Genomic DNA, 23,372 nt, shown 5'->3' with positions numbered 1-23,372 from the left:
TCAGCGATCGATCTCGCCGAAAACGATGTCCTGCGTACCAATGATGGTGACGGCGTCGGCGATCATGTGACCGCGCGACATTTCATCCAGCGATTGCAGGTGGACAAAGCCGGGGGCCCGAATCTTCAGGCGGTAAGGCTTGTTGGCGCCATCCGACACCAGATAGATGCCGAACTCGCCCTTGGGGTGCTCCACCGAGGCATACGCCTCGCCCGGGGGCACGTGGAAACCTTCGGTGAAGAGCTTGAAGTGATGAATCAGCTCTTCCATGTTGGTCTTCATGGCGGTGCGCTTGGGCGGGGCGATCTTGTGATTCTCGATCATGACCGGACCCGGGTTGTTGCGCAGCCATTCCACGCACTGGCGGATGATGCGATTACTTTCACGCATTTCGGCGATGCGGACCAGGTAGCGGTCGTAGCAGTCGCCGTTGACACCCACGGGGATGTCGAAATCGAGCAGGTCGTAGACTTCGTAGGGCTGCGTCTTGCGCAAGTCCCAGGCCACGCCCGAGCCACGCAGCATCGGGCCGGTGAAGCCCAGCGCCTTGGCGCGGTCGGGATCAACCACGCCGATGCCCACCAGACGCTGCTTCCAGATACGGTTGTCGGTGAGCAGCGTTTCGTACTCGTCGACGCAGGCCGGGAAGCGGTTGGTGAAGTCTTCGATGAAATCCAGCAGCGAGCCCGAACGCGCGTCATTCATGATGCGCATTTCTTTGTCGCCACGATACTTGCTGGTGTCGCCGTACTGCGGCATCGTGTCAGGCAGGTCGCGGTAAACGCCGCCCGGACGGTAGTAGGCCGCGTGCATGCGCGCGCCCGAGACCGCTTCGTAGCAGTCCATCAGGTCTTCGCGTTCACGGAAGGCGTACAGAAACACCGCCATGGCGCCCACGTCGAGTGCGTGCGAACCCAGCGACATCAGGTGGTTCAACAGACGCGTGATCTCGTCGAACATCACGCGGATGTATTGGGCGCGCAGCGGGGCTTCAACGCCCAGCAGCTTTTCGATGGCCATGACGTAGGCGTGCTCGTTGCACATCATGGACACGTAGTCCAGGCGGTCCATGTAGGGCAGCGCCTGGATGTAGGTCTTGTGCTCGGCCAGCTTTTCGGTGGCGCGGTGCAACAGGCCGATGTGCGGGTCGGCGCGTTGGATGACTTCGCCGTCCAGCTCCAGCACCAGGCGCAACACACCGTGCGCGGCCGGATGCTGAGGACCGAAGTTAAGCGTGTAGTTCTTGATTTCTGCCATGATTTAACGCCCCAAGCCGTAGGAGTCTTCGCGGACCACGCGCGGAGTGATCTCGCGCGGATCGATCGTGACCGGCTGGTAAATGACGCGGCGCTGTTCGGGGTCGTACCGCATTTCTACGGTGCCCGACAGCGGGAAGTCCTTGCGGAACGGATGACCGATGAAACCGTAGTCGGTCAGGATGCGGCGCAGGTCCGGGTGGCCTTCAAAGACGATGCCGTACAGGTCAAACGCTTCGCGCTCGAACCAGCCCACGGCCGGCCAGCATTCCATCAGCGACGCGATGATCGGGAATTCGTCGTCAGCGGCCCAGGTGCGGACACGCAGGCGCCAGTTGTTCTCGATCGACAGCAGGTGGATCACGACGGCGAAGCGCGCGCGGTGCACCTTGGCGTTGGACTCTTCGGGCAGTTGGCGCGTGCCATTGCCCCAGGTCAGGTAGTCGACGCCACAGAGGTCGATACAGGTTTCAAAGCGCAGACCGGCTTCGGTGCGCAGCTTGTTGCAGACGGAGAACCACTGCTGCGCGGGCACTTCGAGCGTCAGCTCGCCCAACGCCTCGGTCAGCGCGATGTCCGCGCCGAGGGTGGTCTGCAAATTGTTTTTCAGGGTTTCGAGCCTGGTCATCATCTTGTACGCTTAGGTGAACCGATACGCTGGTTTCGATAGCGCCGGCGGCAAGAACTGCCGCAGACGGGGCGAACGCTCAGCGCGCAATCGTGTTGGTCAGACGGATCTTGTTCTGCATTTGCAGCAAGCCGTAGACCAGCGCCTCGGCCGTGGGCGGGCAGCCCGGCACGTAGACGTCTACCGGTACGATGCGATCGCAGCCACGAACCACCGAATACGAGTAGTGGTAGTAGCCGCCGCCATTGGCACAGGAGCCCATGGAAACGACCCAACGCGGCTCGGGCATCTGGTCGTAGACCTTGCGCAGCGCCGGCGCCATCTTGTTGCACAGCGTGCCAGCGACGATCATCAGATCGGACTGACGCGGACTGGGCCGGAAGATGATGCCGAATTGGTCCAGGTCGTAACGGGCCGCGCCCGCGTGCATCATCTCAACCGCGCAACAGGCCAGACCGAAGGTCATGGGCCACATGGAGCCGGTCTTCGCCCAATTAAGGAACTTGTCGGCGCTGGTTGTGATGAACCCTTGCTTGAGAATGCCGTCTATAGCCATATTCGTCTCTGATAGCGTGCTGTGAAAAAAACCCGAGGGGGTTTATTCCCAGTCCAGCGCGCCCTTTTTCCATTCGTAGATGAAGCCGACGGTCAACACGGCTAGGAAAACCATGACCGTCCAGAAACCAACGAGCCCGACTGTGCCTTGGGCGATGGCCCACGGGAACAGGAACGCGATTTCCAGGTCGAAAAGAATGAACAGAATCGCTACCAGGTAGTAGCGCACGTCAAACTTCATGCGAGCGTCCTCAAACGCTTCGAAGCCGCACTCATAGGGCGACAGCTTCTCAGCGTAAGGACGCCGCGGGCCAAGGAGGGAGCCGGCCGTTAGCAGCGCGAACCCGATGAGGGTGGCCACTACGATAAACAGCAGGACGGGAAAATACTGTTGCAGGTTCATTCAGGCGTCCGTCAAATGCGCAAACCTTAGGATTGTAGCATTCGCGCGGTTACTTCCGGCTGAACTCTGTAGCTTGAATAACAGGTGAAAGACTGCATTCCTCAAATGGAACAATCGCAGTTTTCGAGAACAGAACGACAAGGATACAGGACTCGGCCAGCAAGCACGCAGGAAATATAAAAAAGCGCTTGTGGACACGAAAAAAGCCACCCCGAAGGGTGGCTTTTTTACGAACGGACCGAAGTCCGTTCGCTTGCTTTCGCTGTGAATCCAGACAGGGCTTGCGCCCTGCGTTGGATTAGAAGCGGTGGCGAACGCCCACGCCCACGGCGGTCGACTTGACACCGTCGACGAAGGCGTAGTTCTTGGCGTACGAACCGTAAGCGTACAGGTTGGTACGCTTGGACAGGTCGTAGGTGTAGCCCAGCGAGTACACGTTGGTGGTGGCATCGTCACCAGTCAACTTGTCGTTCGACGGGTCAACACGCTGCCACGAACCGAACAGGCTGCTTGCGCCGCCGATCGGGGCGGACAGGCCGACCATGTACGAGTTGGCCTTGAAGCCGTCAGCAAAGGCGTTGGCGCCGAAGTTGACGCTGCCGATGTTGGTGTCGACGCCTTGACCAGCGAACCAGCCGTCGGTCGTGCGAGCGTAGGCCAAAGCCAGCTTCACAACTTCGAAGTCGTACGAACCGCCGATGGCGTACTGACGCGGGGTGGCGTCAACCGAAGCCGACGACAGCTTGTTCGAGGCGTTCAGTTGGTCGTACGTCAGGGCGACGTTCAGGGGGCCGTTGACGTAGCGCAGACCGGTCGTGATGGCGCGGGTGTTGTCGGCGGTCTTGAAGCCGGTTTGAGCAGCGTTGGTGTCGTTCACGTTGAACGAGTAGCCGACGCCGAACTGGAAGCCGCTGAACGACGGGGTCTGATACATGACCATGTTGTCGTAGCGGTTCGTGTTGGCGGCGCTCAGAGCCACGCCGATGTTAGCTTGACCGAAGCCAGCGCCGAACGGATCGATCGAGCCGAAGTACTTCGACGCGATGTTGGTTTGGCGACCGAAGTCCAGTTGGCCCCAGCTGTCGCTGGCCAGACCGACGGTGGCTTGACGACCGAACAGGCGGCCGCCTTGAGCGGAGTTGCCGTTACCGGAGTTGAAACCCGATTCCAGTTGGAAAACAGCGCGCAGGCCGTCACCCAGGTCTTCCGAGCCACGCAGACCCCAGCGCGAACCGTTCTGGACGCCGTTGATCATGCCGAAACGGCTGCCGTTCGCTGCATCGTTCGCAGCGCCGCTGATCTTGTTGTAGCCGAGGCCCGTGTCGATGATGCCGTACAGGGTGACAGACGTTTCTGCCTGGGCGACACCGGCAAAACCGGCGAGCAGGGCGGCAGCGAGCAGAGTCTTTTTCATTTAAGAAATCTCCGTTGATTTGAGTGACAAGAGCAGCAATCCAGCAAACCAGCCTGCCGCCCCCCTAACTCCGCGAAGGGAAGTTGACGCTATTGCATCAAAAATCGGGGGGGCTGGCTATGGTCGGCATCAGAAAAGTGCTGGTTTACGGCCCCCCTGTTGGGATCTTGCAACATCGCACGGACGCAGCGCCAAAGGGACAAGGGCTAACCCTAGTCAAAACAGGCAAGCACGTATCCATGCGACTTTCAGCCCTGCCCCCAATTATCGAAGGGGATTCGGACTAGCACTTTCAGACATCTTTTGTGGCGGCTTGGCCCCGCTTTTCACCCTGAAACCCTCCGGACCTGCCTCGCTTCAGGCACGAAAACGACCCGGCTTCGCAAGCAGTTAATAACGTTGTTATTTAGAAAAATCGTCGATATGATCTGACGCAATTACGACGAATTTGCCCGTTCCATGCCCACCTCCCCCGCCGACCGCAACCCGCGCACCGAAAGACTCAATGCCCTGCGCCGCCAAATGGTGTTGGACGCCGCCGTCCGGGTGTTCGAACGCGATGGGCTGGAAAAGACCACGATTCGGGCCATCGCCAAGGAAGCGGGCTGCACCACCGGGGCGATCTACCCCTGGTTTGCGGGCAAGGAAACGATTTACGGCGCATTGCTGGACGAATCACTACAACGGCTGCACGCCCATTTGGGCGAAGCGGCCACTGCGGGCGATGCGCCCACCGCTGCGCGCCGCGCCATCCACGCCTTCTTTGGGTACTACGCGCAGCGGCGGACCGACTTCTCGCTGGGCATGTATCTGTTTCAGGGCTTGGGTCCGCGAGGCCTGGGCCGGGACATGGACGAAAAGCTCAATGCCCGGCTGCGGCAATGCGTCGACCTGCTGGGCGTGGCGCTTGCGCGCACCAAGGGCTGGGACGCCGCCACCGCGGCAGTCGAGCAGATGAACCTGTTTACCTACCTGATGGGGTTGCTGCTGCTGTTGCACACCCATCGGCTGAAGTCGCTCGGCCAGCAGGCCGACACCTTGCTCGACCACTACTGCCTTGCCCTGGAGCAACGATGACCGCCACCGCTTTAGCCACCGACGCTGATGCACCGCTGATCAGCCTGGCCGACTTCCACATCCTGCTGGCAGACCAGCACCCCTTCTCGCTGCTGCTGGGCATCGACGTCGTGCGCATCGGCCGCGGCACCGCGCGCGCCGTGCTGCCCGCCCGAGACGCGCATCAGCGCCTGGGCGGCATCGTTGCGGGTCCCATGCTGATGGGTCTGGCCGACCTGACGATGTACGCCGCCGTGGTGGGCGCCACGGGCCAGGCCCACGCCGTCACGGCCAGCCTGACCATCAACTTTCTGCGCAAGAGCCCGGCGGGCGCCATCATTGCCGACGCCCGGCTGCTGAAGGTGGGCCGCTTGTCCGCGGGTGAAGTCATCCTGACCGGCGAAGGCTCCGACGAGCCGCTGGCCCATATCGTGAGCACGTGGTCTGTGCCCAAACTATGAGCCTGCGCATCAGCATTGTGGGAATGGGTGCAACCGGCACGCTGGCCGCCCGGCGATTGCTGGAGGCCGAACCGGACATCGCACTGACCTTGTACGACATCGACCCCGAGCGCTGCGAAGACTTTCGCGGCTCGGCCACCTTGGCCACATCAGCGCGTGAAGCCCTGGCGGAATCGGACACCATCGTGCTGGCCTTGCCCCGCGAACGCGAGATCGACCGGACCCTTGAGCGCTTCAGCGATGGTGAGGTGACGGCGCCCGTGTCAGGCAAGCTGATCGTAGACTTGGCGCCACCGCCCCCTGAGCGGGCGCACCGGCTGGACCAGGCCATTGCCGGCGCGGGCGGGCGCTACACCAGCATCCCCGGCCTGACGGACGGCGACGCCAGCGGCGGCCAACGGCGGCTATTGCGGCTCTTGCTCTGCCCGGCTTGACGGCCACCAGCGTTCGGCCACCGCCACGCAGATCGCCAGCCAGGCAAGGCTGACGGCGAAACCCGCCGCCACGTCGCTGGCGAAATGCACTTGCAGCAGGATGCGGCTCAGGCCCACCGCCATGATCAACGCAGCAAAGACCGCCACACACGGCGTACGCCACGACGCTGGCGCCAGCCGCCACACCAGATAGCAGGCCGTGCCGTACACGGCCATCGCAGCGGACGCGTGGCCGCTGGGAAAGCTCCAGCCTGTCACGGCGGCATACCCGTGGTCATGCTCTGGCCGTACGCGCTCGAAGGTGTGCTTGAGCACCCAGTTCAGCGCGCCCCCCACACCCGTGGCGATGGCGCAGAACGCAGCCAGCCGCCACCATCCCGTCCACAGCAAGTACAGCGTCATCCCGACGCTCAGCACCGTCAGAAAATTGCGGTCGCCCAGATAGGTGAACCACGACAACGCCCACAGCAACGATGAACTCATCGACATGCTCAGCGCGTCGGCCAGCGCGCCGTCAAATGCGACGATGCCGCCCTGGCTGCGCACGGCGGCAGCCAAGGCCAGAAACACCAGCAACAACACACCCACCCCGGCGATGCTGATCGCCGCGCGCCCTCGCCGCGAGCTCGCGACATACGCGCGCATGACACACACGGCCGCCGCGCCCGTCACCAGGGGCAGACCGACAAACAATTCCAAGGCATGGGCCGACGCCCACGCCGCATACACATCGTTCATGTACCCGCCACCAGCGTCTTGTCGACCGGCGCAAACGCGTGCGCGCCCTCGGCGTAATCCCACCGCTCGACCTGGCAGACCTGCTGGCCGCCCTCATCTTCGCAGCGGATCACGTTGACCGAATTGGGCACGCTGCCCCGCACGCGGCGCGAGCAGGTCGTGCCCGCCTGCACGATCCAGCCGGCGGGCTGGCCCGCCGCGCTCAGCGGCAGCACGTACGGCAGATGAATATGGCCGCCCAGAATCAAGTCGACGCCTGCCTGCGCCCAAGCCGCCAGCGCGCGCTCGCGGCCGATCAGCAGGTTGGACAGGTCGGACTCGACTTTGGCGCGCACGGGGTGATGCGCGACCACGATGCGCAGTTGGCCCGGCCGCGCCTGCCGCAAACGCTGCGCCACGCGCGCGATCTGCGTATCGGAAATTTCGCCGTCCTTGCGTCGGCGGGGCCGCGTGGTGTTCACGCCGATGGCCAGCAGGCCCGGGGTTTCAAACACCGGCTCCAGCACCGCGCCCAATGCCCGCTTGTAATTGCCATAGGGGTTGAGCGCGCGCGCAAACACATTGAACAGCGGAATGTCGTGGTTGCCCGGCACCGCCAGCACCGGCAGCGACAGGCGTTCGATGAACTTGCGGGCCGCGGCAAATTGCGCGCGCCGGGCGCGCTGCGTGATGTCGCCGCTAAGCACCACCAGATCAGGGTTCAATGAGCGCGCCAGATCCAGCGCGGCTTCGACGACAGGTTTACGTTCCGTGCCGAAATGCGTGTCTGAAAATTGCAGGATGCGCGTCATGAGCGGTCCAGGTATTGCGAGTCCGCCGGCACCACCAGCGGCAACGGCTCGGGAGACACCTTGAATTCCAGCGGGGTGTTCATCCACGAGATTTCGCCGTCCATCGCGACCTTGACGCGGTTGCGCCCGCGTATACCCACCGTCAGGCGGTCGAACCCGAAGCTGATGACGTGCTCGGCCTCGCCCAGCCGGCTGAACAGGCCGCGCACCAGCAGGCCATACAGCGCCAGCGTGCCGACCGGCCTGACGGTCATGGCGACCAGGCGGTTGCGGTCCAGCTCATCGGATTCGATGCCCACATGTTCAAGCTGAAGCTTGTTGTTGCCCACCACCAGCGTGGGCGTGCGCAGCTCGCGCGAGCGCCCCTCGGTTTCCAGTTGCAGCCGCAGCTGACGCGGCGCGCGCAGCAAGGTCACCACGCCTGACCACAGCGCCACCAGGCGGCTGCGGCCGAAGCGCTGCTTGTAGGCCTCGCGGTCTTCAAGCAGCGTGGGATACAGGCCCAGGCTGGCGTTGACCAGGAACAACCGTCCATTGAGCTGGCCTACCTGCACCGGCCGCAAATGCCCTTGCAGAAAGCCGCGCAACGCCACTTCGGTATCTTGCGAGATGCCGTAGCTGCGTCCGAAATAATTGAATGTGCCTTGGGGCAGGATGCCGAATGGCACGCCCTTGCCCAACACGGTGCCCGCCACCGCATTGAGCGTGCCGTCGCCGCCTGCGGCAATCACGGCGCCCTGCTCGTCTTGCGCGCGCTTGACCGCGGCCTGCGCGGTTTCGGTGAGTTTGGACGGGTCGTCCACCGGCATCAGCGTGTAGCGCCGGCCGGCCTCGTCGAGGATGCGGCGGATGGTGTCCTGCAGGACCTGCGCGTCGCCGCGCCCCGATCCGGTGTTGAGGACGATGAAAAGTGGCTCTTGCCCCGTAAGGGATTGCGCTCCGTTTGCCGGGCGCTGCTGGGATGACGTCATGGAAGAAAGATAGCGCATGCCGGCAAAACGCCGCAAGGCGGCATTGTGCGGCAGCGCCTCGCCGATGCCCGCCGCCCCACGGCCGCGCACATCGGCGAGTCGAGACCCGCCTTAGCGGCCGATCGCGTACGCCTGCATCAGACGCGGCGTGGCCGCCGCATGCAACAGCCCGTCTTCATCGCGCGAGGCGGCCGTCAGGCGGCCCACCGACCATTCCGGCACCTCTTCGATCTGATGGCCGCGCTGGCGCAAGCCCTCGATGACGTCCGCACCGAAGCTGGCCTCTACCGCCAGATGACCCGGCTTGCGGTCACGCGGATAGAACGACGTGGGGAAATGCATGGTGTGCGACATCGGCAGGTCGATGGCTTCCTGCAAGTTCAAGCCATGGTGCACATGGCGCAGGAAGAACAGCAATTGCCATTGCTCTTGCTGGTCGCCGCCCGGCGTGCCGAACGCCAGGTAAGGCTTGCCATCGCGCAGCGCCAGCGACGGCGTCAGCGTGGTGCGCGGCCGCTTGCCGGGGGCCAGCGTGCCGGGCAGGCCCTCTTCCAGCCAGAACATCTGGGCGCGGGTATTCAGGCCAAAGCCCAACTCTGGAATCACCGGCGACGACTGGAACCAGCCGCCCGACGGCGTCGCCGAGATCATGTTGCCCCAGCGGTCGATGACGTCCACGTGCGTGGTGTCGCCGCGCTTGGCGGACGCGCGCATGTCCGCTAGCGTGGGTTCGTTCGTCGCGCTGCCTGGCGCCGACACCTTGGACAAGCGCTCCAGCGTATCCATCACCCGCGCCACCTGCGCCTCGAAGCCCGGCACCTGGCCTGGCAACAAGTCATGCGACGCGGTCTCGCCGATCAGGGCGCGGCGTTCCGCGTTGTATTCGTCAGACAGCAGATGCGCCAGCGGCACGTCGATGAACGCCGGATCGCCGTAATACACCTCGCGGTCGGCGAACGCCAGCTTCATGGCCTCGGTGACACGGTGGATGAACTCCACGCTGTTCGGGCCGACGCCCGCCAGATCCATATCCTTGAGCAATGCCAGCGTTTGCAAAAAGACCGGACCCTGGCTCCAGGCGCCCGCCTTGGCCACGGTATAGCCGTGATAGTCGTAGGTCAGCGGCGTGTCGTAGCTGGCCGACCAGCCCGCCAGATCGTCCGCCGTGATGACGCCACGATGGGTGGTGCCGCTTTCGTCCATGACGTCGGTGTTGCGCGCGAACTTGTCGATCTCGTCGGCGATGAAGCCGCGGTAGAACGCATCGCGTGCCGCTTCAATCTGGCGTTCGCGGTCAGCGCCCACGCTTTCGGCTTCCTTCAGCACACGGGTCCAGGTGCGGGCCAGCGCCGGGTTGCGAAACAGCTTGCGCGCTTCGGGCACCTTGCCGCCCGGCACGTAAACCTGCGCCGTCGTCGGCCAATGGGTTTCGAAAAAGTCCTTCAACCCGGCGATGGTGTTAGAGATGCGCGGCATCAGCGCGTGGCCCTGCTCGGCGTAATAGATTGCCGGTTCCAGCACATCGCGCACGCGCATCGTGCCGTGGTCGCGCAGCAGCAGCATCCATGCATCAAACGCGCCCGGAATCACCGTGGCCAGCAAACCGTTGCCAGGGATCAGCTTCAACCCTTCGGCGCGGTAGCGCTCCAGCGTGGCGGCGGCCGGGGTCGTGCCCTGGCCGCACAGCACTTCCACCTTGCCGGTACGCGCCGAATAGAACACGGCCGGCACTTCGCCAGCCGGGCCGACCAGGTGGGGTTCCACCACTTGCAGCACGAAGGCCGACGCCGCGCACGCGTCAAACGCATTGCCGCCGCGTTCCAGCAGCGACATGCCGGCCGCGCTGGCCAGCCAATGGGTAGAGGTCACGACACCAAAGGTGCCAAGAATTTCCGGGCGAGTCGTAAACATGATGAATCCAGTAGAAGACGGCTTCGCGCCGCCCTCGAATGAGAAAACGGGACCCGAATTCGGGTCCCGTCGGAAGGCGCCTGATTTATTTTTTGGCGACCGTCACGCCCTTCAGGCGGATCAAGCCATCCGGGTACGGGACGAAGCCTTCCACCTTCTTCTGCACGCCAAAGGTCCACGGCAGGTAGAACAGGTAGACGATCGGGCGCTGGTCTTGCATCGCCGTCAACACCTGGTCATACATGGCGCGGCGCTTGGCGTTGTCGGCTTCGGCGCGGGCGTCGTTCAACAGCTTGTCGACACCGGCGTCGCAGAACTTGCCGTCGTTCAGGTTGCCCTTGCAGCTGACGTACTGGTGGATGTTGCCGCTGGGGTCAACCCGGCCCGACCAGCCGCTTTGGCCCACTTCGAAGTCACCGCGCGCCAGCGACGATTGCAGCGACGCGAACTCGACCGGACGCAGCGTGATGTCGAACCCAGCTTCGGCGCCCATGGCCTGCACCAGCTCAAACACTTGCTGCATGGTGGTGTTGTTGCCGAACGTGATCTCGAACTTCACGCGGTCAAAACCCGCTTCCTTCAACAGCGCCTGCGCCTTCTTCGGGTCGCGGCCCTTGTGCTCGAAAGCGGTGTTGTAGGCGAAGCTGGCGGGCGGGAACGGTTGATAGGCCGGCTGGAACATGCCTTCGCCGATCACCTGGTTCAGCACGTCGCGGTCAATCGCCAGATCCAGCGCCTGACGCACGCGCTTGTCTTTGGCCAGCGGGTTGTTGGCGCGTGCGCCATTGCCCAGGTTGACCGAGATGGATTGGAAGCCCAGGCCCGTCACCGGCGCCAGACGCAGGTTGCGATCGTCCTTCACCGCCTTGGCGTCGCTGGGGGCCACGCGTTCGATGATGTCGAGGTCGCCCGCGCGCAGGTTGTTCAGGCGCACGGTGTTGTCGGGAATCGGCGTGAAGACCAGGCGGTCGAAGTGATAGTTGCCGGCGTCCCAGTATTTAGGAAACTTCTCGAGCACGATGCGGTCGTTCTGCACGCGCTCCTTGAATTGGTACGGGCCCGAGCACACCGGTTTGCCGCCGGGGTCCTTGTCGAACGCGGCGGGCGACATCATCATGCCGGCGCGGTCCGACAGCTGCGACAGCAGCGAGGCGTCCGGCTCGGACAGGTTCAGCACAACGGTGTGCTCGTCCGGCGCGTCCACGCTGGCGACGGTGGCCAGTTCACTCTTGCGGTTGCTGTCCGGCAGCGTGCGGGCCCGGTCCAGGTTGGCTTTGACGGCGGCGGCGTTGACCGGCGTGCCGTCATGGAACACGGCATCGGTGCGCAGCTTGAACGTCAGCGATTTGTTGTCCGGGCTGATCGTCCAGGACTGCGCCAGCTGCGGCACGATCTTCAGGTCAGGCGTAATGTCGACCAGCTTGTCGCACAAGGAAGCGAAGACGATGCGGCCCACGAAAGTGCGCGCACGCACCGGGTCCAGCACGTCCGGGTCGTCCTGCAAACCGATTTTCAGGGTCGACTGGGCTTGCGCCAGGCCGCTAGCCAGCATTCCCGCCATAGCCATGGCGAGGCAAAGTTTACGCATGAATGATCTCCGTCTATGCATCTTGTTGGATTCTGCGCCAGGCGCGCGGCGATTGTATAGAGAGCCAGCTGTCGCAGCGCTAAATTCTGGCGGGCATGGCCGCCTTGCGGACGCGAGCGGGTCGGGGGTCTGGGAGCGGGATCGGGGATTGGGTCCAGGTCCCGATCTGGGCATCAAGTGTCGAAGATCGGCGTTCGGCGTTCGGCGCCCTGCCTCAGGGCAGCCGGCAAGGCGCCGAAAAGTCCACCGCCGACGCCACCGCATCGCGCAGCAACGCAACCAGCGCGCGGTGGTCGTCACGGCGGTACTGGAAGGAATACGGCAAGGCGGCCAGTTCGGGCTCGCCCTGCAACACCCGCAAACTGCCCTCGGCCGCCAGCGCGTCGGCCCAATGGCTGGGCAGCATTCCAACGCCCGTGCCTTCAATCAGCATGCCGACAATGGCGCCCCAGTTGTTGCAGCACAGGCGCTCACCGGCGGCGTCGCGCCCAGCCAGCCAGTCGTCGATGATGCGCGTCGTGCCTGCGCCGGCCGGCAGCGTCACCAGCGGCAGACGGGCCAGCAACAGCGGCGACATGCGGGTTTCCCCGCCCAGCACGGCAGGCGACGCCGCCCAGGCAAAGCGGGCTTCGCCGATAGGCGTCGAGGCAATATTCGCGCGCGACGAGCGCCCGGCGATCACGGCAAAATCCAGCTCGCCGTCCGCCACGCGCTGCTCCAGCACCTGGCCAATATCCACATACGGCTCCAGCACCAGGTCGGGATAGGCCGCGCGCACGGCGCCGATCAGGCGCGGCAGCCACGTCAGCGCAGTGAGTTCGCCCACGCCAAAGCGGCACCGGCCACGCAAGCCCGGCGTTTGGGCCATGGACGCGCGCACCTGATCGGCCGCGGCCAGCAGTTCACGCGCCTGCGGCACCAGCCGCTGGCCAGCGTCGGTCAGTGCGGCCTTGTGGCCGCTGCGGTCAAACAGCGGCTGGCCCAACGCGTCTTCCAGTTCGGTGATGCGCTTGGATAAGGACGACACCGACAAATGCAGCCGCTCGGCCGCCACGGCAAAGCTGGCGCAGGTGGCGGCCCAATAGAAGGCTTCGAGCTGCTTGAGCGTCATGCGCGCGGCTGCTCCCGCACGCGATACGCGCAGCGCCGCGCGCCCGCCAGAATGTGTTCTTCGCGGGCCACTTGCACGTCTTCGCCCAGCACTTGGCGGAACAATTCCAGCTCGCTGCGGCAAAAGCCCATACAGGCCTTGGCCGCCGAACAGATCGGACAATGGTTTTCAATGAAGACGAAGGCATCGCCGTCCTGGCGCAGCTCGGCCATATAGCCTTCGGACGAACGCACCTGCACCAGGCGTTCCAGGCGCGCCTTCAGATCGTTCGCGCCCAGCATCGCCTGGTGGTAGCTGTTCAGCATCGCGGTTTCCCGCACCTGGATCAGCTTTTCCACGCCCTCGTCGCCAAACACCTGACGCACCGCGCCGATCATCTGCACGGTCATTTCGGCGTGCGTATCCGGAAAACGGCCGTGGCCCGCTTCCGTCAGAAACCAGATCTGCGTCGGCCGGCCACGGCCCGCGCTGTGGCTTTCGGAATCGACCAGCCCGTCCGCATGCAGCCGCGTCATCTGCTGGCGGACCGCTTCGGCCGTCACGTCCATGGCCTTGGCGATGACGGCGATGGACTGCGGGCCGCGTGTCTTCAAGGTCATGAGCACGCGGTCGGCCGGCTGATGCGGCATCCAGGTGACGGGTTGGGACAGGCTGTCGGACATGGCGATAACGAAACTCCTGGGCAATGTTGGCTATGGTGCCACGAACCGGGGCGGGCGGTCAGCCCGCGGCGGCGGGCTCGGGGTGGGCAGCGGGGCCGGCTGCCGGCTGGGCCTCCCACCCGCCCCCGAGCGCTTTGTAAAGCGCGATCAGCCGCGTATAGGAATCCGTTTCCGCCACCGCCACGGCGTCCTGGGCGCGCAAAAGCGTACGCTGCGCGTCCAGCACCGTCAAATACGGGGCGCTGCCTTCGCGATAGCGCAACTGCGCCAATTCCGCTGCGCGTCCGCTATACGCGGCGGCCTGCGCCAAGTTGCCCAAGCGTTGCTGCGTCTGGCCGAACTCGGTCAGCGCCGACTCCAGTTCTTCCACCGCACGCAGCACGGTCTGCTCGTAGCGCGCCACTTCGCCGTCGGAACGCGCAACCGCGCCACGCTTTCTGGCAAGCGCCGTCGGCAAATGAAACGCCGGCCAGTTCACGCCGGACGCAACGCTGAAGGCCCGGCTTGAACTTGAACCAAAATCCGCTCCGCGTAGCGCAACAAAGCCCAAGAACCCGCCCAGGTCGATACGCGGATAAAGCTCGGCCGTGGCCACGCCCACGTCCGCATTGGCTGCGGCCATCGACCGTTCGGCGGCCAGGATGTCCGGGCGGCGAGACAGCAGCGCGCCCACATCGCCGATGGGAAACTTGGCGGTCAAGGGCGCCAGCGGCTCGCCGGCGTCCAGCTCGCCTAGTTCCACCGGCCGCATCCCCGCCAGCACCGCGATGCGGTACAGCGCCAGCCGCCGGGCCGCCACTTGCACCGGCACGCTGGCCTGCACGGTTTCCAGTTCGGCCCGCGCGCTGGCCAGGTCGCCCTCGTCGCCCCGGCCCGCCGTGACCATGGCCTGCGTGACGCGCAGGCTGTCGCGCTGGCTGTCCAGATTGGCGCGCGCAACGGCCAAGCGCTGTTCAGCGCCGCGCAGTTCGAAGTAATTGCGGGCGACTTCGGCCGCCACGACGATGCGGGCCTGAGCCAGGTCGGCCGCTTGCGCTTCACTGCGCGCCGCGGCGCCTTCGGCTGCCCGGCGCAGACGGCCGAACAGGTCCAGTTCCCAGGTGGCGTCAAAGCCCGCCCGATAACTCTGCGCCAGATTGCGCTGCCCTGCCGTACCGGCATTGGCCTGCGACAGGCTGCGCTCGTAGCGGCCGTCCAGCGTCACGGCCGGCAGCTGGTCGAGTTCTTTTTCGTCCAGCACCGCCCGGGATTCCGCCAGGCGAGCCTGCGCGATGCGGATGTCGTGGTTGCGGGACAGCGCCAGATCAATCAGCCGGTCCAGCTGCGGGTCTTGCAACTGCCGCCACCAGTCGCGCTGCAACTGGTCGGCCGAGAACAGGGCCTGTTCGGGGCTGGCCAGCGCAACGGGCGCAGATGGCGGCGGTTGATAGTCAGGGCCGACAGCGCAACCGGCCAGGGCCAGGGCGGCCAGCAGCATGGCGGCCGCGCGGAACCACGGGTGCTGACCCGAGAAATGACGGCCCAGGGGCTGACGGCCCACAACATGACGGCCCAGGAACTGACGTCCCACAATATGCCTGCCCAGGAACTGACGTCCCGCAACGTGCCGGCCCAGGAAGTGGCCATTCGAGACATGTGGGTCCAAGACGTATTGACGTTGATGCATGATCGGTTCCTTAATGCGACGCGGCCGCACGGGCGTCTTCGGCCTGCGCCGCCGCCAGCTCGCGAGCACGCGGCGTGTCATTGGCCGCGCGGTGGTCGCGCGCGAAAACGGTATAGACGGTGGGCAGCACAAACAGCGTGAACAAGGTGCCCACCAGCAGGCCCACCACGATGACCAGGCCCAGGCTATAGCGGCTATGCGCGCCCGCCCCGGTGGCGAACAGCAAGGGGATCAGCCCCATCACCATGGCCGCCGTCGTCATCAGAATGGGGCGCAGGCGGATGCGCGCGGCCTGCTCCATGGCGGCGCGGCGGTCCAGCCCATGGCTGAGCTGCATTTCGTTGGCGAACTCCACCATCAGGATGCCGTGCTTGCTGATCAGGCCAATCAGCGTCACCAGACCAATCTGCGTGTAGATGTTGACGGTGGCCATGCCCAACGCCAGCGGAATCAGCGCGCCGCAGATCGACATGGGCACGCTCACCAGAATGATGAACGGGTCGCGCAGGCTTTCGTACTGCGCGGCCAGCACCAGATAGATCACGATGATGGCGAAGATGAAGGTGATCATCAGCGCCGAGCCTTCCTGGCTGAACTGCCGCGCATCCGATTGCCAGTCGTAGCTGAAGCCGGCGGGCAATTGCTGGGCTTGGCGCGTCAGGAATTGCACCGCGTCACCCATGGTGACGCCGGGCATCGGAATGGCCTGGAACGTGGCCGCGTTCAGCTGGTTGAACTGGGTCAACGAATTGGGCTCTACACCCATCGACACCGTCACCAGGTTGGACAGCGGCACCTGCGCCCCCGTCGCGCTCTTGACGTGGAACTGCGCCAGCGATGCCGGCGAAATGCGCTGCTCGCGCAGGCTTTGCGGAATCACGTCGTACGAACGGCCGTCCATGCCGAAGCGGTTGATGTAGTTTTCACCAACCAGCACGGCCAGCGTGTCGCCAATGTCTTTCATGGTGACGCCCAGGCTGTTGGCCTTGGCGCGGTCCAACTTCAGCTGCACGACCGGGTTGTTGTAGTCCAGATCGCTGTCCACCACCATGAACAGGCCGCTTTCGCGGGCGGCCTGCTTCAGGCTTTCCATGGCCTCGTAGACGACCGGGTAATCGGCCGCGCTCATCAGCACCATCTGCACGGGCAGGCCGCCCGTGGAACCCGGCAACGACGGCAACTGGAAGGCGAAGATGTTGCTGCCTTCGACCTGGTTGGCCATGGCCTGCATGTCGGCCTGGATCTCGTCGGCGTTGCGCTGGCGCTCGTGCCAGTCCACGAAGTCCACCCCGCCGATGCTGTTGGACACGCCGTCTGATCCGTTGATCAGCCAGCGCCCCTTTTGTTCGGGCAAGGTCTTCATCACGTCGTCCCACTTCTTGCCGAACTTCTCGACATAGTCGATGTTGGCGTGCTGCGGCGACTTGATCGCGGTGAGCACCGTGGACTGGTCTTCAACCGGCGCCAACTCGCGCTGCGCGGCGTTGTACAGGAACGGCAGGCTCACCAGCACCGCCACCGCAATCAGCCCCGTCACCCAGCGGTGATGCAGGGATACGTCCAGCACGCGGCCATAGGCCTCGCCCAGACGCCCGAATGCGTGTTCGGCACGGCGCGCCATCCAGCCGTCCGACACGCGATGGTTCAGCAGGAACGAGCTCATTACCGGCGACAAGGTCAGTGCAATCACGCCCGACACCACCACGGCGCCTGCCAGCGTGAACGCGAATTCCTTGAACAGCGACCCGGTCAACCCGCCCATCAGCCCGATGGGCGCGTAGACGGCGGCCAGCGTGATCGTCATGGCAATTACCGGCCCCGCCACTTCGCGCGCCCCGATCAGCGCGGCGCGCACGGGCGACTTGCCCTCTTCGATATGCCGGTGCACGTTTTCCACCACCACGATGGCGTCATCCACCACCAGGCCAATGGCCAGCACCATCGCCAGCAAGGTCAACAGGTTCACGCTGAAGCCAAACAGCGCCATGATGGCCGCCCCGCCCAGCATCGACAGCGGAATGGTGACCACCGGAATCAGCACGGCGCGCAACGACCCCAGGCACAGGAAGATCACCACCACCACGATGGCGATTGCTTCCAGCAAGGTTTGCATCACGCCGTCGATGGACGCGCTGATGAAGCGGGCCAGCTCGAACGGCACTTGCACGCTGGTGCCGGGCGGCAGGTTCTGCTTGATGTTCGGCAGCAGTTCTTGCAGGCGTTTGACGATGACCAGCGGGTTACCCACCGGCGTGGCGTTCAGGCCGAAGTAGACGGCGGGTTCGCCATCCATCAGCCCGCTGGAATCGGTGGATGCCGCGCCCAGCTCAACGGTCGCCACATCGCCCAGCCTCACGATGGCGTCGCCGTCGCGTTTGACCACCAGGTCGCGGAATTCCGCCACGTTCACCAGGTCGGTATTGACCTGAATGTTGGACACCACGTACAGGCCCTTGGCCTGGCCGGGCGCGGCTTGCACGTTGTTGTCACGCAGCGCCTGCGCCAGTTCCCCCGCGGAAATACCGCGCGCGGCCATGCGGTTGGGGTCCAGCCACACGCGCATGGCCAGCTTCTGACCGCCATAGAGCTCCACGCTGGCCACGCCATCAATGGACGACAGCTGCGGCTGCACCACGCGCGACAGGTAATCGGTCAGCGCCGCCAGCGACAACGTCGTGCTGGAAAAGCCCACATAGGCCACGGCGGTGGCTTCGCCGGCGGACTTGACCAGCACCGGGTCGTACACATCCTGCGGCAAGCGGTACTTGACCTCGTTGACCTTGGCCATGACCTCGGTCATGGCCTTGTTGGAATCGGCGTTCAGCTTCATGCGCACCGTGATCACGCTGCGGCCCTGCGTGGACGACGACGACAGGTAGTCGATGCCCTCCACCGTGGCCACCGATTGCGCGATGGGTTGCGTGACAAAGCCTTGCATCAGGTCAGGCGATGCGCCCGGGTATTGGGTGGTGATGGTGATGGTGGTGCTTTCGGTCAGCGGGTACTGCCGCACGGGCAGCCCGCTCAGCGCCTTGATGCCCAAGAGCAGAATCAGCGTGCTGACAACCAGCGCCAGCACGGGACGGCGTACGAAAAGATCGGTGAATCTCATGCTTGTCTCCGCCTCATTGCCCGGCTTGCGCTACGGCTTGCTGCGGTGCGCCTAGCGCCACGGTGTCGCTGGGGATCACCTCGACGGCCGCGCCGTTATGCAGGCGCAGCTGGCCAGACGTCACGACTTGGTCGCCCGCGTTCAGCCCCTCGGCCACGACGACCCGGCCGCGCACACGCTCGGCGGTCTTCACGTAGGCCTGGCGCACGGTGGGCGCGGCCTTGTCCTCGCCCGGCTTGGGCGGCGTCAGCACGTAGACGGAATCGCCATAGGCGCTGTAGCTGACGGCGGTTTCTGGCACGGTGATCACGTTGGGGCGGTCGGGCAAGCCGATGCGGCCTTGGGCGTACATGCCGGCGGCGAGCGCGCCGTCGGCGTTCGGCAAGGTGGCCTGCACGCGCACCGTGCGCGAACCCGCGTCTACCTGCGGCTCGATGGTTGAGACCGTGCCGGTGAATTCGCGTCCGGCATGGGCGTCCACCGTCACCGTGACGGGCTGGCCGGCGCGCAGCGCGCCCAGCGCCTGCTCGGGCAGCGTGATGTTGGCGTACAAGGTGGAGGCGTCAGTCAAGGACACCAACGCGTCGCCCGCCTTGGCGAACTGGCCCAGGTTGACCCGCCGCACACCCAGCACGCCATCGAACGGCGCCTTCACCCGCTTTTGCTCGATCAGCGCCTGCACCCGCTTGATGTCGGCGGCGGCCTGGTCGTAGTCGGCCTGGGCCTGATCCAGCTGTTCACGCGTGGCCGCCTGCTGCGGCAGTAGCCTGCGCGTGCGTTCCAGCAGGGTGCGGGCGTTGCGCGCTTGCGCCTGAAGCCGGGCCAGTTCGCCTTGTTCGGGCGCGTCGTTCATCTGCACCAGCAACTGGCCGGCCTGCACCCGCTGCCCCGCAGTGAACAGAATCTGCGTGACGCGGCCATCCACTTCGGCGGGCACCAGCACCTGGCGCGTGGCTTCCAGCGAACCAATGCCGGACAGCGCCATGGGAAAGTCCGCCCGCACGGCCGGCGCCACGGCGACTTTTGCCGGCGGCATCGCCCAGCCGCCCGCCTGTGATGTGCCCCCGAACTTCCAGACCAGCCCGCCCCCCACCGCCAGCGCCAGCACGACAGCGCCCGCCGCCCATGCCCCAGATTTCGCCTTCATGATTCACTCTCTTATTTATCCAAGAATAGTCTTGGATAATCCTTGACTCCCGCAATTCCGTCAAAGCGGCTTAATCAATGCAGGAAATAGGGACTGGCTATCGGGCAAAAAAAACCGCCCGGGCAAGCGGGCGGTTTTTGGGGAAAGGGATGCGGGTTCAGGTCCGGACCATGTGCAGGTAATGGCGATGGCGTTCGTACTGGTCCAGGATGTCGCCTATGACCGCATCACGGCTCCAGCCCATGATGTCGTAGTCTTGCCCGCCTTCACGCAGATGGACTTCGGCGCGGAAGTACTTGCGCTCTTCTTCGTCGGCCGCCTCTTCGGGCGTCAGGCTGGGACGCACAAAGGCTTCGGGCTGCACGGCGTACGAAAAGTCCAGATGCTCGCCGTGTGAAACCTCAAGAATGGCGCTGCCGTCGTCTTCGTTTTCGCGGACGTCGACCGCGTAACCCTGCTTGCGCAATTCGTCGGCCACGTCTTCCAGCGCCGGCCGCACCACATCGCTGATGAAGCGCAGCACATGGGAGCGGCGCGGCATCATGACCATGTTGCGCAGGCGGCGTTCCCAAGACTGGCCGCCACGCGCCGGGCGCGACAAGGTCAGGGACTGATACCGGATGCCGCGCTTGGTGGCGTCCAGCTTCAGCGCCTTGAACAGGCCCCACAAGGACAGCAGCAAGATAATCGAGAACGGCAGCGCGCTGGCGATGGTTGCTGTCTGCAAGGCCGTCAAGCCATCGGCCAGCAACAGGGCGATGGCCACCGCCCCCATCAGCACCGACCAGAAAATGCGCTGCCATACGGGCGTGCGGTCTGATCCGCCAGAGGCCAGCAGGTCTACCACCAGCGCGCCCGAGTCGGCCGACGTGACAAAGAACACCGCCACCATCGCTATCGCAACCACCGACAGCACGCCGCTCCACGGCAACTGCTCAAGAAAGGCGAACAGCGCTAGCGATGAGTCGGCTTCGACGACTTCGGCAAACCCCTGCACCCTGTCCACCAGAATCATGTGGATGGCCGTGTCGCCAAACACCGTCATCCAGAACAGCGTGAAGCCGGCCGGCACCAGCAGTACGCCGGTGACGAATTCGCGGATGGTGCGCCCACGCGAAATGCGCGCGATGAACAGGCCCACAAAGGGCGACCACGCAATCCACCAGCCCCAATAAAACAGCGTCCAGCCGCCGATCCAGTCGGTGGGCTCGTAGGCATACAGGTTAAAGGTCTTGTTGACGATGTCGGACAGGTACGCGCCGGTGTTCTGCACGAAAGTCTGGAACAGGAACACGGTGGGCCCCACGACCAGCACGAACAGCAGCAGCACAGCCGCCAGCACCAGATTGGTTTCGGACAGGATGCGGATGCCCTTGTCCAGGCCGCTTGCGACCGACAGCGTAGCCAGCCCGCAGGTGACGATGACCAGAATGATCTGCGTCGTCACCCCGACCGGAATGCCGAACAGATGATTCAGCCCGCTGTTGATCTGCGCCACGCCCAGGCCCAGCGACGTCGCCACGCCCAGCACCGTGCCGATGATGGCGAAGATGTCGACGGCGTGTCCGATCGGCCCGTGGATGCGGTTGCCAATCAACGGATACAGCGCGGAACGCAATGTCAGCGGCAGCCCGTGGCGATAGCTGAAGAACGCCAGGATCAGCGCCACCACCGCGTAGATCGCCCACGCATGCAGGCCCCAGTGGAAGAACGTGATCTTCATGGCTTCGCGCGCGGCGACAGCGGTGCCGCCCTCGCCTACCGGCGGCGACATGAAATGCATCACGGGTTCCGCCACGCCGAAGAACATCAGGCCGATGCCCATGCCGGCGGAAAACAGCATCGCGAACCACGTGAAATTGCGATAGTCGGGTTCGCTGTGATCCGGCCCGAGCTTGATGTCGCCATAGCGGCTGACGGCCAGAAACACCACGGCCAACAGGATGATCGCCACGACCAGAATGTAGAACCAGCTGGCATTGCCCAGAATCCAGCCTTGCATGGATTCGAACAGGCTCTGCGCCGACTTGGGCGCAAGAATGGCAAATCCCACGAGCAGCAGCGTGAAGATGGCGGCCGGAAAAAATACAGGCCGATTGATGGTCGATGGCCGGGTTTCTGAAGACATGCAGCCTCTCCTTTCGCCCAAGGGTTGAGAAATGCGGCGCAGGCCCCCCTTAGTCTGGCTGCACGCCGCGGGTATTACTATCACGGCCAACGCACAGCTGACAATCTGATTACGTGGAGATGCGCATGATCGATCACCTGGACCATCTGGTTTTGACCTGCACCAACCCCGACGCCACGGTGGATTTCTATACCCGCATTCTGGGCATGCGGCTGGAAGCCTTCGGCGCAGGCCGGCAGGCGCTGCGCTTTGGCAATCAGAAGATCAACCTGCATGTGCGCGGCCATGAGTTCGAGCCCAAGGCGCACCTGCCGGTGCCGGGCGCGCTGGACTTGTGCTTTATCGCCGACCGGCCCCTGGACGACGTGATTACGCAGTTGAATCAGGCGGGCGCAACGATCATCGAAGGCCCGGTTGCGCGCACGGGCGCCACGGGGAAGATCCGCTCGGTGTATTTGCGGGACCCGGATCTGAACCTGATTGAGATTTCGGAATTGCTGGGCTAGACGCCAGGGCCGGCCTTATTGCCGGCCTTATTGCCAGCCTTATTGGCCGGCGCTATTGGCCGGCGCTATTGGCCGGCAGTATTGGCGGCTTTGGGCAAGGCGGGCGGCGCGTCAGGCGCCGGGTCGCCAAACACCACACGGCGGAAAAAGCCCGCCAGCACCGCCTCGGTCATTTCCAGGCTGACGCCTTGCGGATCAAAGGCATAGCTGAACTGCATGCCGTCCGATAGCGCCAGCAGCCCCACCGCCAGTTGCTCCGCGGGCAGCGGCAGCGGCGTGCCGACTTGGGCGGAAAACTGGCGCACGTACTCGGTGGTGGCGGCGCGCAGTTCACGCAGGCAGTCGGTAAAGCCCACCCGGAATTCAGGGTCGCGCGCCGCTTGCAGCTTGCCTTCCATCCAGAGCAAGAAACAGTCGTTTTCGCGATGGTGCGTGCTGTAGTACGCCAGCACGCGCGCTTCCATTTCGGGCCGCGATTCGCCAATTTCGAAAATGGCGCGCATATCGCCCATCACTTTTTCGTGATCGCGCCGGAGCAATTGCAGGAACAGTTCGGACTTGCTGCCGAAGTTGGAATAGAAGGCGCCGCGTGTATAGCCCGCCAGTTCGGCGATGTCTTCGACGCTGGCGGCCACAAAGCCCTTGCTGAGAAAAACCGATTGCGCAGCGTCGAGCAGACGCTGGCGCGTCTGGTCTCGGCTTTGCTCGCGGGTAAGGCGGATTTTCGACATGGCGCGAGTTTAGCACTGGCTCCCATTTCAAATACAAGGTTGTATCCGAATACAGTTACGCATTAGAATCCAGGCCGTATTGAGTCTGACTTGCGTTGGCTCC

At 64.4% G+C, this 23,372-nt stretch carries 21 protein-coding genes; 4 read left to right on the top strand and 17 right to left on the bottom strand.

The genetic code is table 11. The features are described 5' to 3' along the window. The 5 genes from ACFZAI_RS09495 to ACFZAI_RS09475 all read right to left on the bottom strand — a co-directional run bounded on the left by ACFZAI_RS09495 (position 1) and on the right by ACFZAI_RS09475 (position 4,256). Complete coding sequence (locus tag ACFZAI_RS09495; RefSeq protein ID WP_006217962.1) at positions 1 to 1,257, bottom strand: NADH-quinone oxidoreductase subunit D; 1,257 nt, start codon at positions 1,255 to 1,257, stop codon at positions 1 to 3. Positions 1,258 to 1,260: 3 nt separating this feature from the next. Beyond that, a complete protein-coding gene (locus ACFZAI_RS09490) occupies positions 1,261 to 1,887 on the bottom strand; it encodes an NADH-quinone oxidoreductase subunit C (RefSeq protein WP_391566675.1) in 627 nt (208 codons plus the stop codon). A gap of 76 nt (positions 1,888 to 1,963) precedes the next feature. Further along, positions 1,964 to 2,440, bottom strand: coding sequence for an NADH-quinone oxidoreductase subunit B family protein (locus ACFZAI_RS09485; protein ID WP_006217960.1), 477 nt, complete (start codon positions 2,438 to 2,440; stop codon positions 1,964 to 1,966). A 42-nt stretch (positions 2,441 to 2,482) separates the two neighbouring features. Continuing rightward, entirely contained in the window at positions 2,483 to 2,842 is a 360-nt protein-coding gene (locus tag ACFZAI_RS09480) for an NADH-quinone oxidoreductase subunit A (protein WP_006217959.1), read from the bottom strand. A 298-nt stretch (positions 2,843 to 3,140) separates the two neighbouring features. Then, entirely contained in the window at positions 3,141 to 4,256 is a 1,116-nt protein-coding gene (locus tag ACFZAI_RS09475) for a porin (RefSeq protein WP_391566674.1), read from the bottom strand. A 459-nt stretch (positions 4,257 to 4,715) separates the two neighbouring features. Here ACFZAI_RS09475 and ACFZAI_RS09470 point away from each other — a divergent pair, with 459 nt between their 5' ends. Genes ACFZAI_RS09470 through ACFZAI_RS09460 form a run of 3 tightly spaced genes read left to right on the top strand, consistent with a single transcriptional unit; the run spans position 4,716 to position 6,207 of the window. Next, on the top strand, positions 4,716 to 5,333 hold the full coding sequence (locus ACFZAI_RS09470; protein ID WP_391566673.1) for a TetR/AcrR family transcriptional regulator: 618 nt from the start codon (positions 4,716 to 4,718) through the stop codon (positions 5,331 to 5,333). Further along, positions 5,330 to 5,773, top strand: a complete 444-nt coding sequence (locus tag ACFZAI_RS09465) for a PaaI family thioesterase (protein ID WP_391566672.1) — start codon at positions 5,330 to 5,332, stop codon at positions 5,771 to 5,773. The genes ACFZAI_RS09470 and ACFZAI_RS09465 overlap by 4 nt, the downstream gene beginning before the upstream one ends. Then, the gene (locus ACFZAI_RS09460) at positions 5,770 to 6,207 is read left to right on the top strand and encodes an NAD(P)-binding domain-containing protein (RefSeq protein WP_391566671.1); all 438 of its coding nucleotides are present in this window, start codon (positions 5,770 to 5,772) and stop codon (positions 6,205 to 6,207) included. The genes ACFZAI_RS09465 and ACFZAI_RS09460 overlap by 4 nt, the downstream gene beginning before the upstream one ends. On the opposite strand, the gene ACFZAI_RS09455 is transcribed toward ACFZAI_RS09460, so the two are convergent. The 11 genes from ACFZAI_RS09455 to betT all read right to left on the bottom strand — a co-directional run bounded on the left by ACFZAI_RS09455 (position 6,178) and on the right by betT (position 22,032). After that, positions 6,178 to 6,945 (bottom strand): phosphatase PAP2 family protein, encoded by a 768-nt coding sequence (locus ACFZAI_RS09455; protein ID WP_391566670.1) that lies wholly within the window; start codon positions 6,943 to 6,945, stop codon positions 6,178 to 6,180. The genes ACFZAI_RS09460 and ACFZAI_RS09455 overlap by 30 nt on opposite strands. Further along, the gene (locus ACFZAI_RS09450) at positions 6,942 to 7,736 is read right to left on the bottom strand and encodes a metallophosphoesterase family protein (protein WP_391566669.1); all 795 of its coding nucleotides are present in this window, start codon (positions 7,734 to 7,736) and stop codon (positions 6,942 to 6,944) included. Before ACFZAI_RS09450 ends, ACFZAI_RS09455 begins: the two co-directional genes overlap by 4 nt. After that, positions 7,733 to 8,725, bottom strand: a complete 993-nt coding sequence (locus ACFZAI_RS09445; protein WP_391566668.1) for a diacylglycerol/lipid kinase family protein — start codon at positions 8,723 to 8,725, stop codon at positions 7,733 to 7,735. Before ACFZAI_RS09445 ends, ACFZAI_RS09450 begins: the two co-directional genes overlap by 4 nt. A 93-nt stretch (positions 8,726 to 8,818) precedes the next feature. Continuing rightward, positions 8,819 to 10,618, bottom strand: coding sequence for a gamma-glutamyltransferase family protein (locus tag ACFZAI_RS09440; protein WP_391566667.1), 1,800 nt, complete (start codon positions 10,616 to 10,618; stop codon positions 8,819 to 8,821). Between the two features lie 85 nt (positions 10,619 to 10,703). Next, a complete protein-coding gene (locus ACFZAI_RS09435) occupies positions 10,704 to 12,206 on the bottom strand; it encodes an ABC transporter substrate-binding protein (RefSeq protein ID WP_391566666.1) in 1,503 nt (500 codons plus the stop codon). A gap of 214 nt (positions 12,207 to 12,420) precedes the next feature. After that, positions 12,421 to 13,317, bottom strand: a complete 897-nt coding sequence (locus tag ACFZAI_RS09430) for a LysR family transcriptional regulator (RefSeq protein ID WP_391566665.1) — start codon at positions 13,315 to 13,317, stop codon at positions 12,421 to 12,423. Then, positions 13,314 to 13,979 carry a helix-turn-helix transcriptional regulator gene (locus ACFZAI_RS09425; RefSeq protein ID WP_391566664.1) on the bottom strand — a complete coding sequence of 222 codons (666 nt, stop codon included), beginning with the start codon at positions 13,977 to 13,979 and terminating at the stop codon, positions 13,314 to 13,316. Before ACFZAI_RS09425 ends, ACFZAI_RS09430 begins: the two co-directional genes overlap by 4 nt. A 58-nt stretch (positions 13,980 to 14,037) precedes the next feature. Continuing rightward, positions 14,038 to 15,456 (bottom strand): efflux transporter outer membrane subunit, encoded by a 1,419-nt coding sequence (locus ACFZAI_RS09420; protein ID WP_391567097.1) that lies wholly within the window; start codon positions 15,454 to 15,456, stop codon positions 14,038 to 14,040. Between the two features lie 199 nt (positions 15,457 to 15,655). After that, complete coding sequence (locus ACFZAI_RS09415; RefSeq protein WP_391566663.1) at positions 15,656 to 18,757, bottom strand: MexW/MexI family multidrug efflux RND transporter permease subunit; 3,102 nt, start codon at positions 18,755 to 18,757, stop codon at positions 15,656 to 15,658. Positions 18,758 to 18,770: 13 nt separating this feature from the next. Further along, the gene (locus tag ACFZAI_RS09410; protein ID WP_391566662.1) at positions 18,771 to 19,904 is read right to left on the bottom strand and encodes an efflux RND transporter periplasmic adaptor subunit; all 1,134 of its coding nucleotides are present in this window, start codon (positions 19,902 to 19,904) and stop codon (positions 18,771 to 18,773) included. Positions 19,905 to 20,061: 157 nt separating this feature from the next. Beyond that, complete coding sequence (gene betT, locus ACFZAI_RS09405; RefSeq protein ID WP_391566661.1) at positions 20,062 to 22,032, bottom strand: choline BCCT transporter BetT; 1,971 nt, start codon at positions 22,030 to 22,032, stop codon at positions 20,062 to 20,064. A gap of 125 nt (positions 22,033 to 22,157) precedes the next feature. Here betT and ACFZAI_RS09400 point away from each other — a divergent pair, with 125 nt between their 5' ends. Beyond that, a complete protein-coding gene (locus tag ACFZAI_RS09400; RefSeq protein WP_391566660.1) occupies positions 22,158 to 22,538 on the top strand; it encodes a VOC family protein in 381 nt (126 codons plus the stop codon). A gap of 65 nt (positions 22,539 to 22,603) precedes the next feature. Here ACFZAI_RS09400 and ACFZAI_RS09395 read toward each other — a convergent pair whose 3' ends face one another. Then, the gene (locus ACFZAI_RS09395; protein WP_391566659.1) at positions 22,604 to 23,269 is read right to left on the bottom strand and encodes a TetR/AcrR family transcriptional regulator; all 666 of its coding nucleotides are present in this window, start codon (positions 23,267 to 23,269) and stop codon (positions 22,604 to 22,606) included. Positions 23,270 to 23,372: the final 103 nt, after the last annotated feature.

Source organism: Achromobacter sp. NPDC008082 (assembly GCF_042957345.1).
Taxonomy (GTDB): Bacteria; Pseudomonadota; Gammaproteobacteria; order Burkholderiales; family Burkholderiaceae_B; genus Achromobacter; species Achromobacter kerstersii_A.
This window is presented reverse-complemented; position numbering and strand designations above follow the sequence as displayed.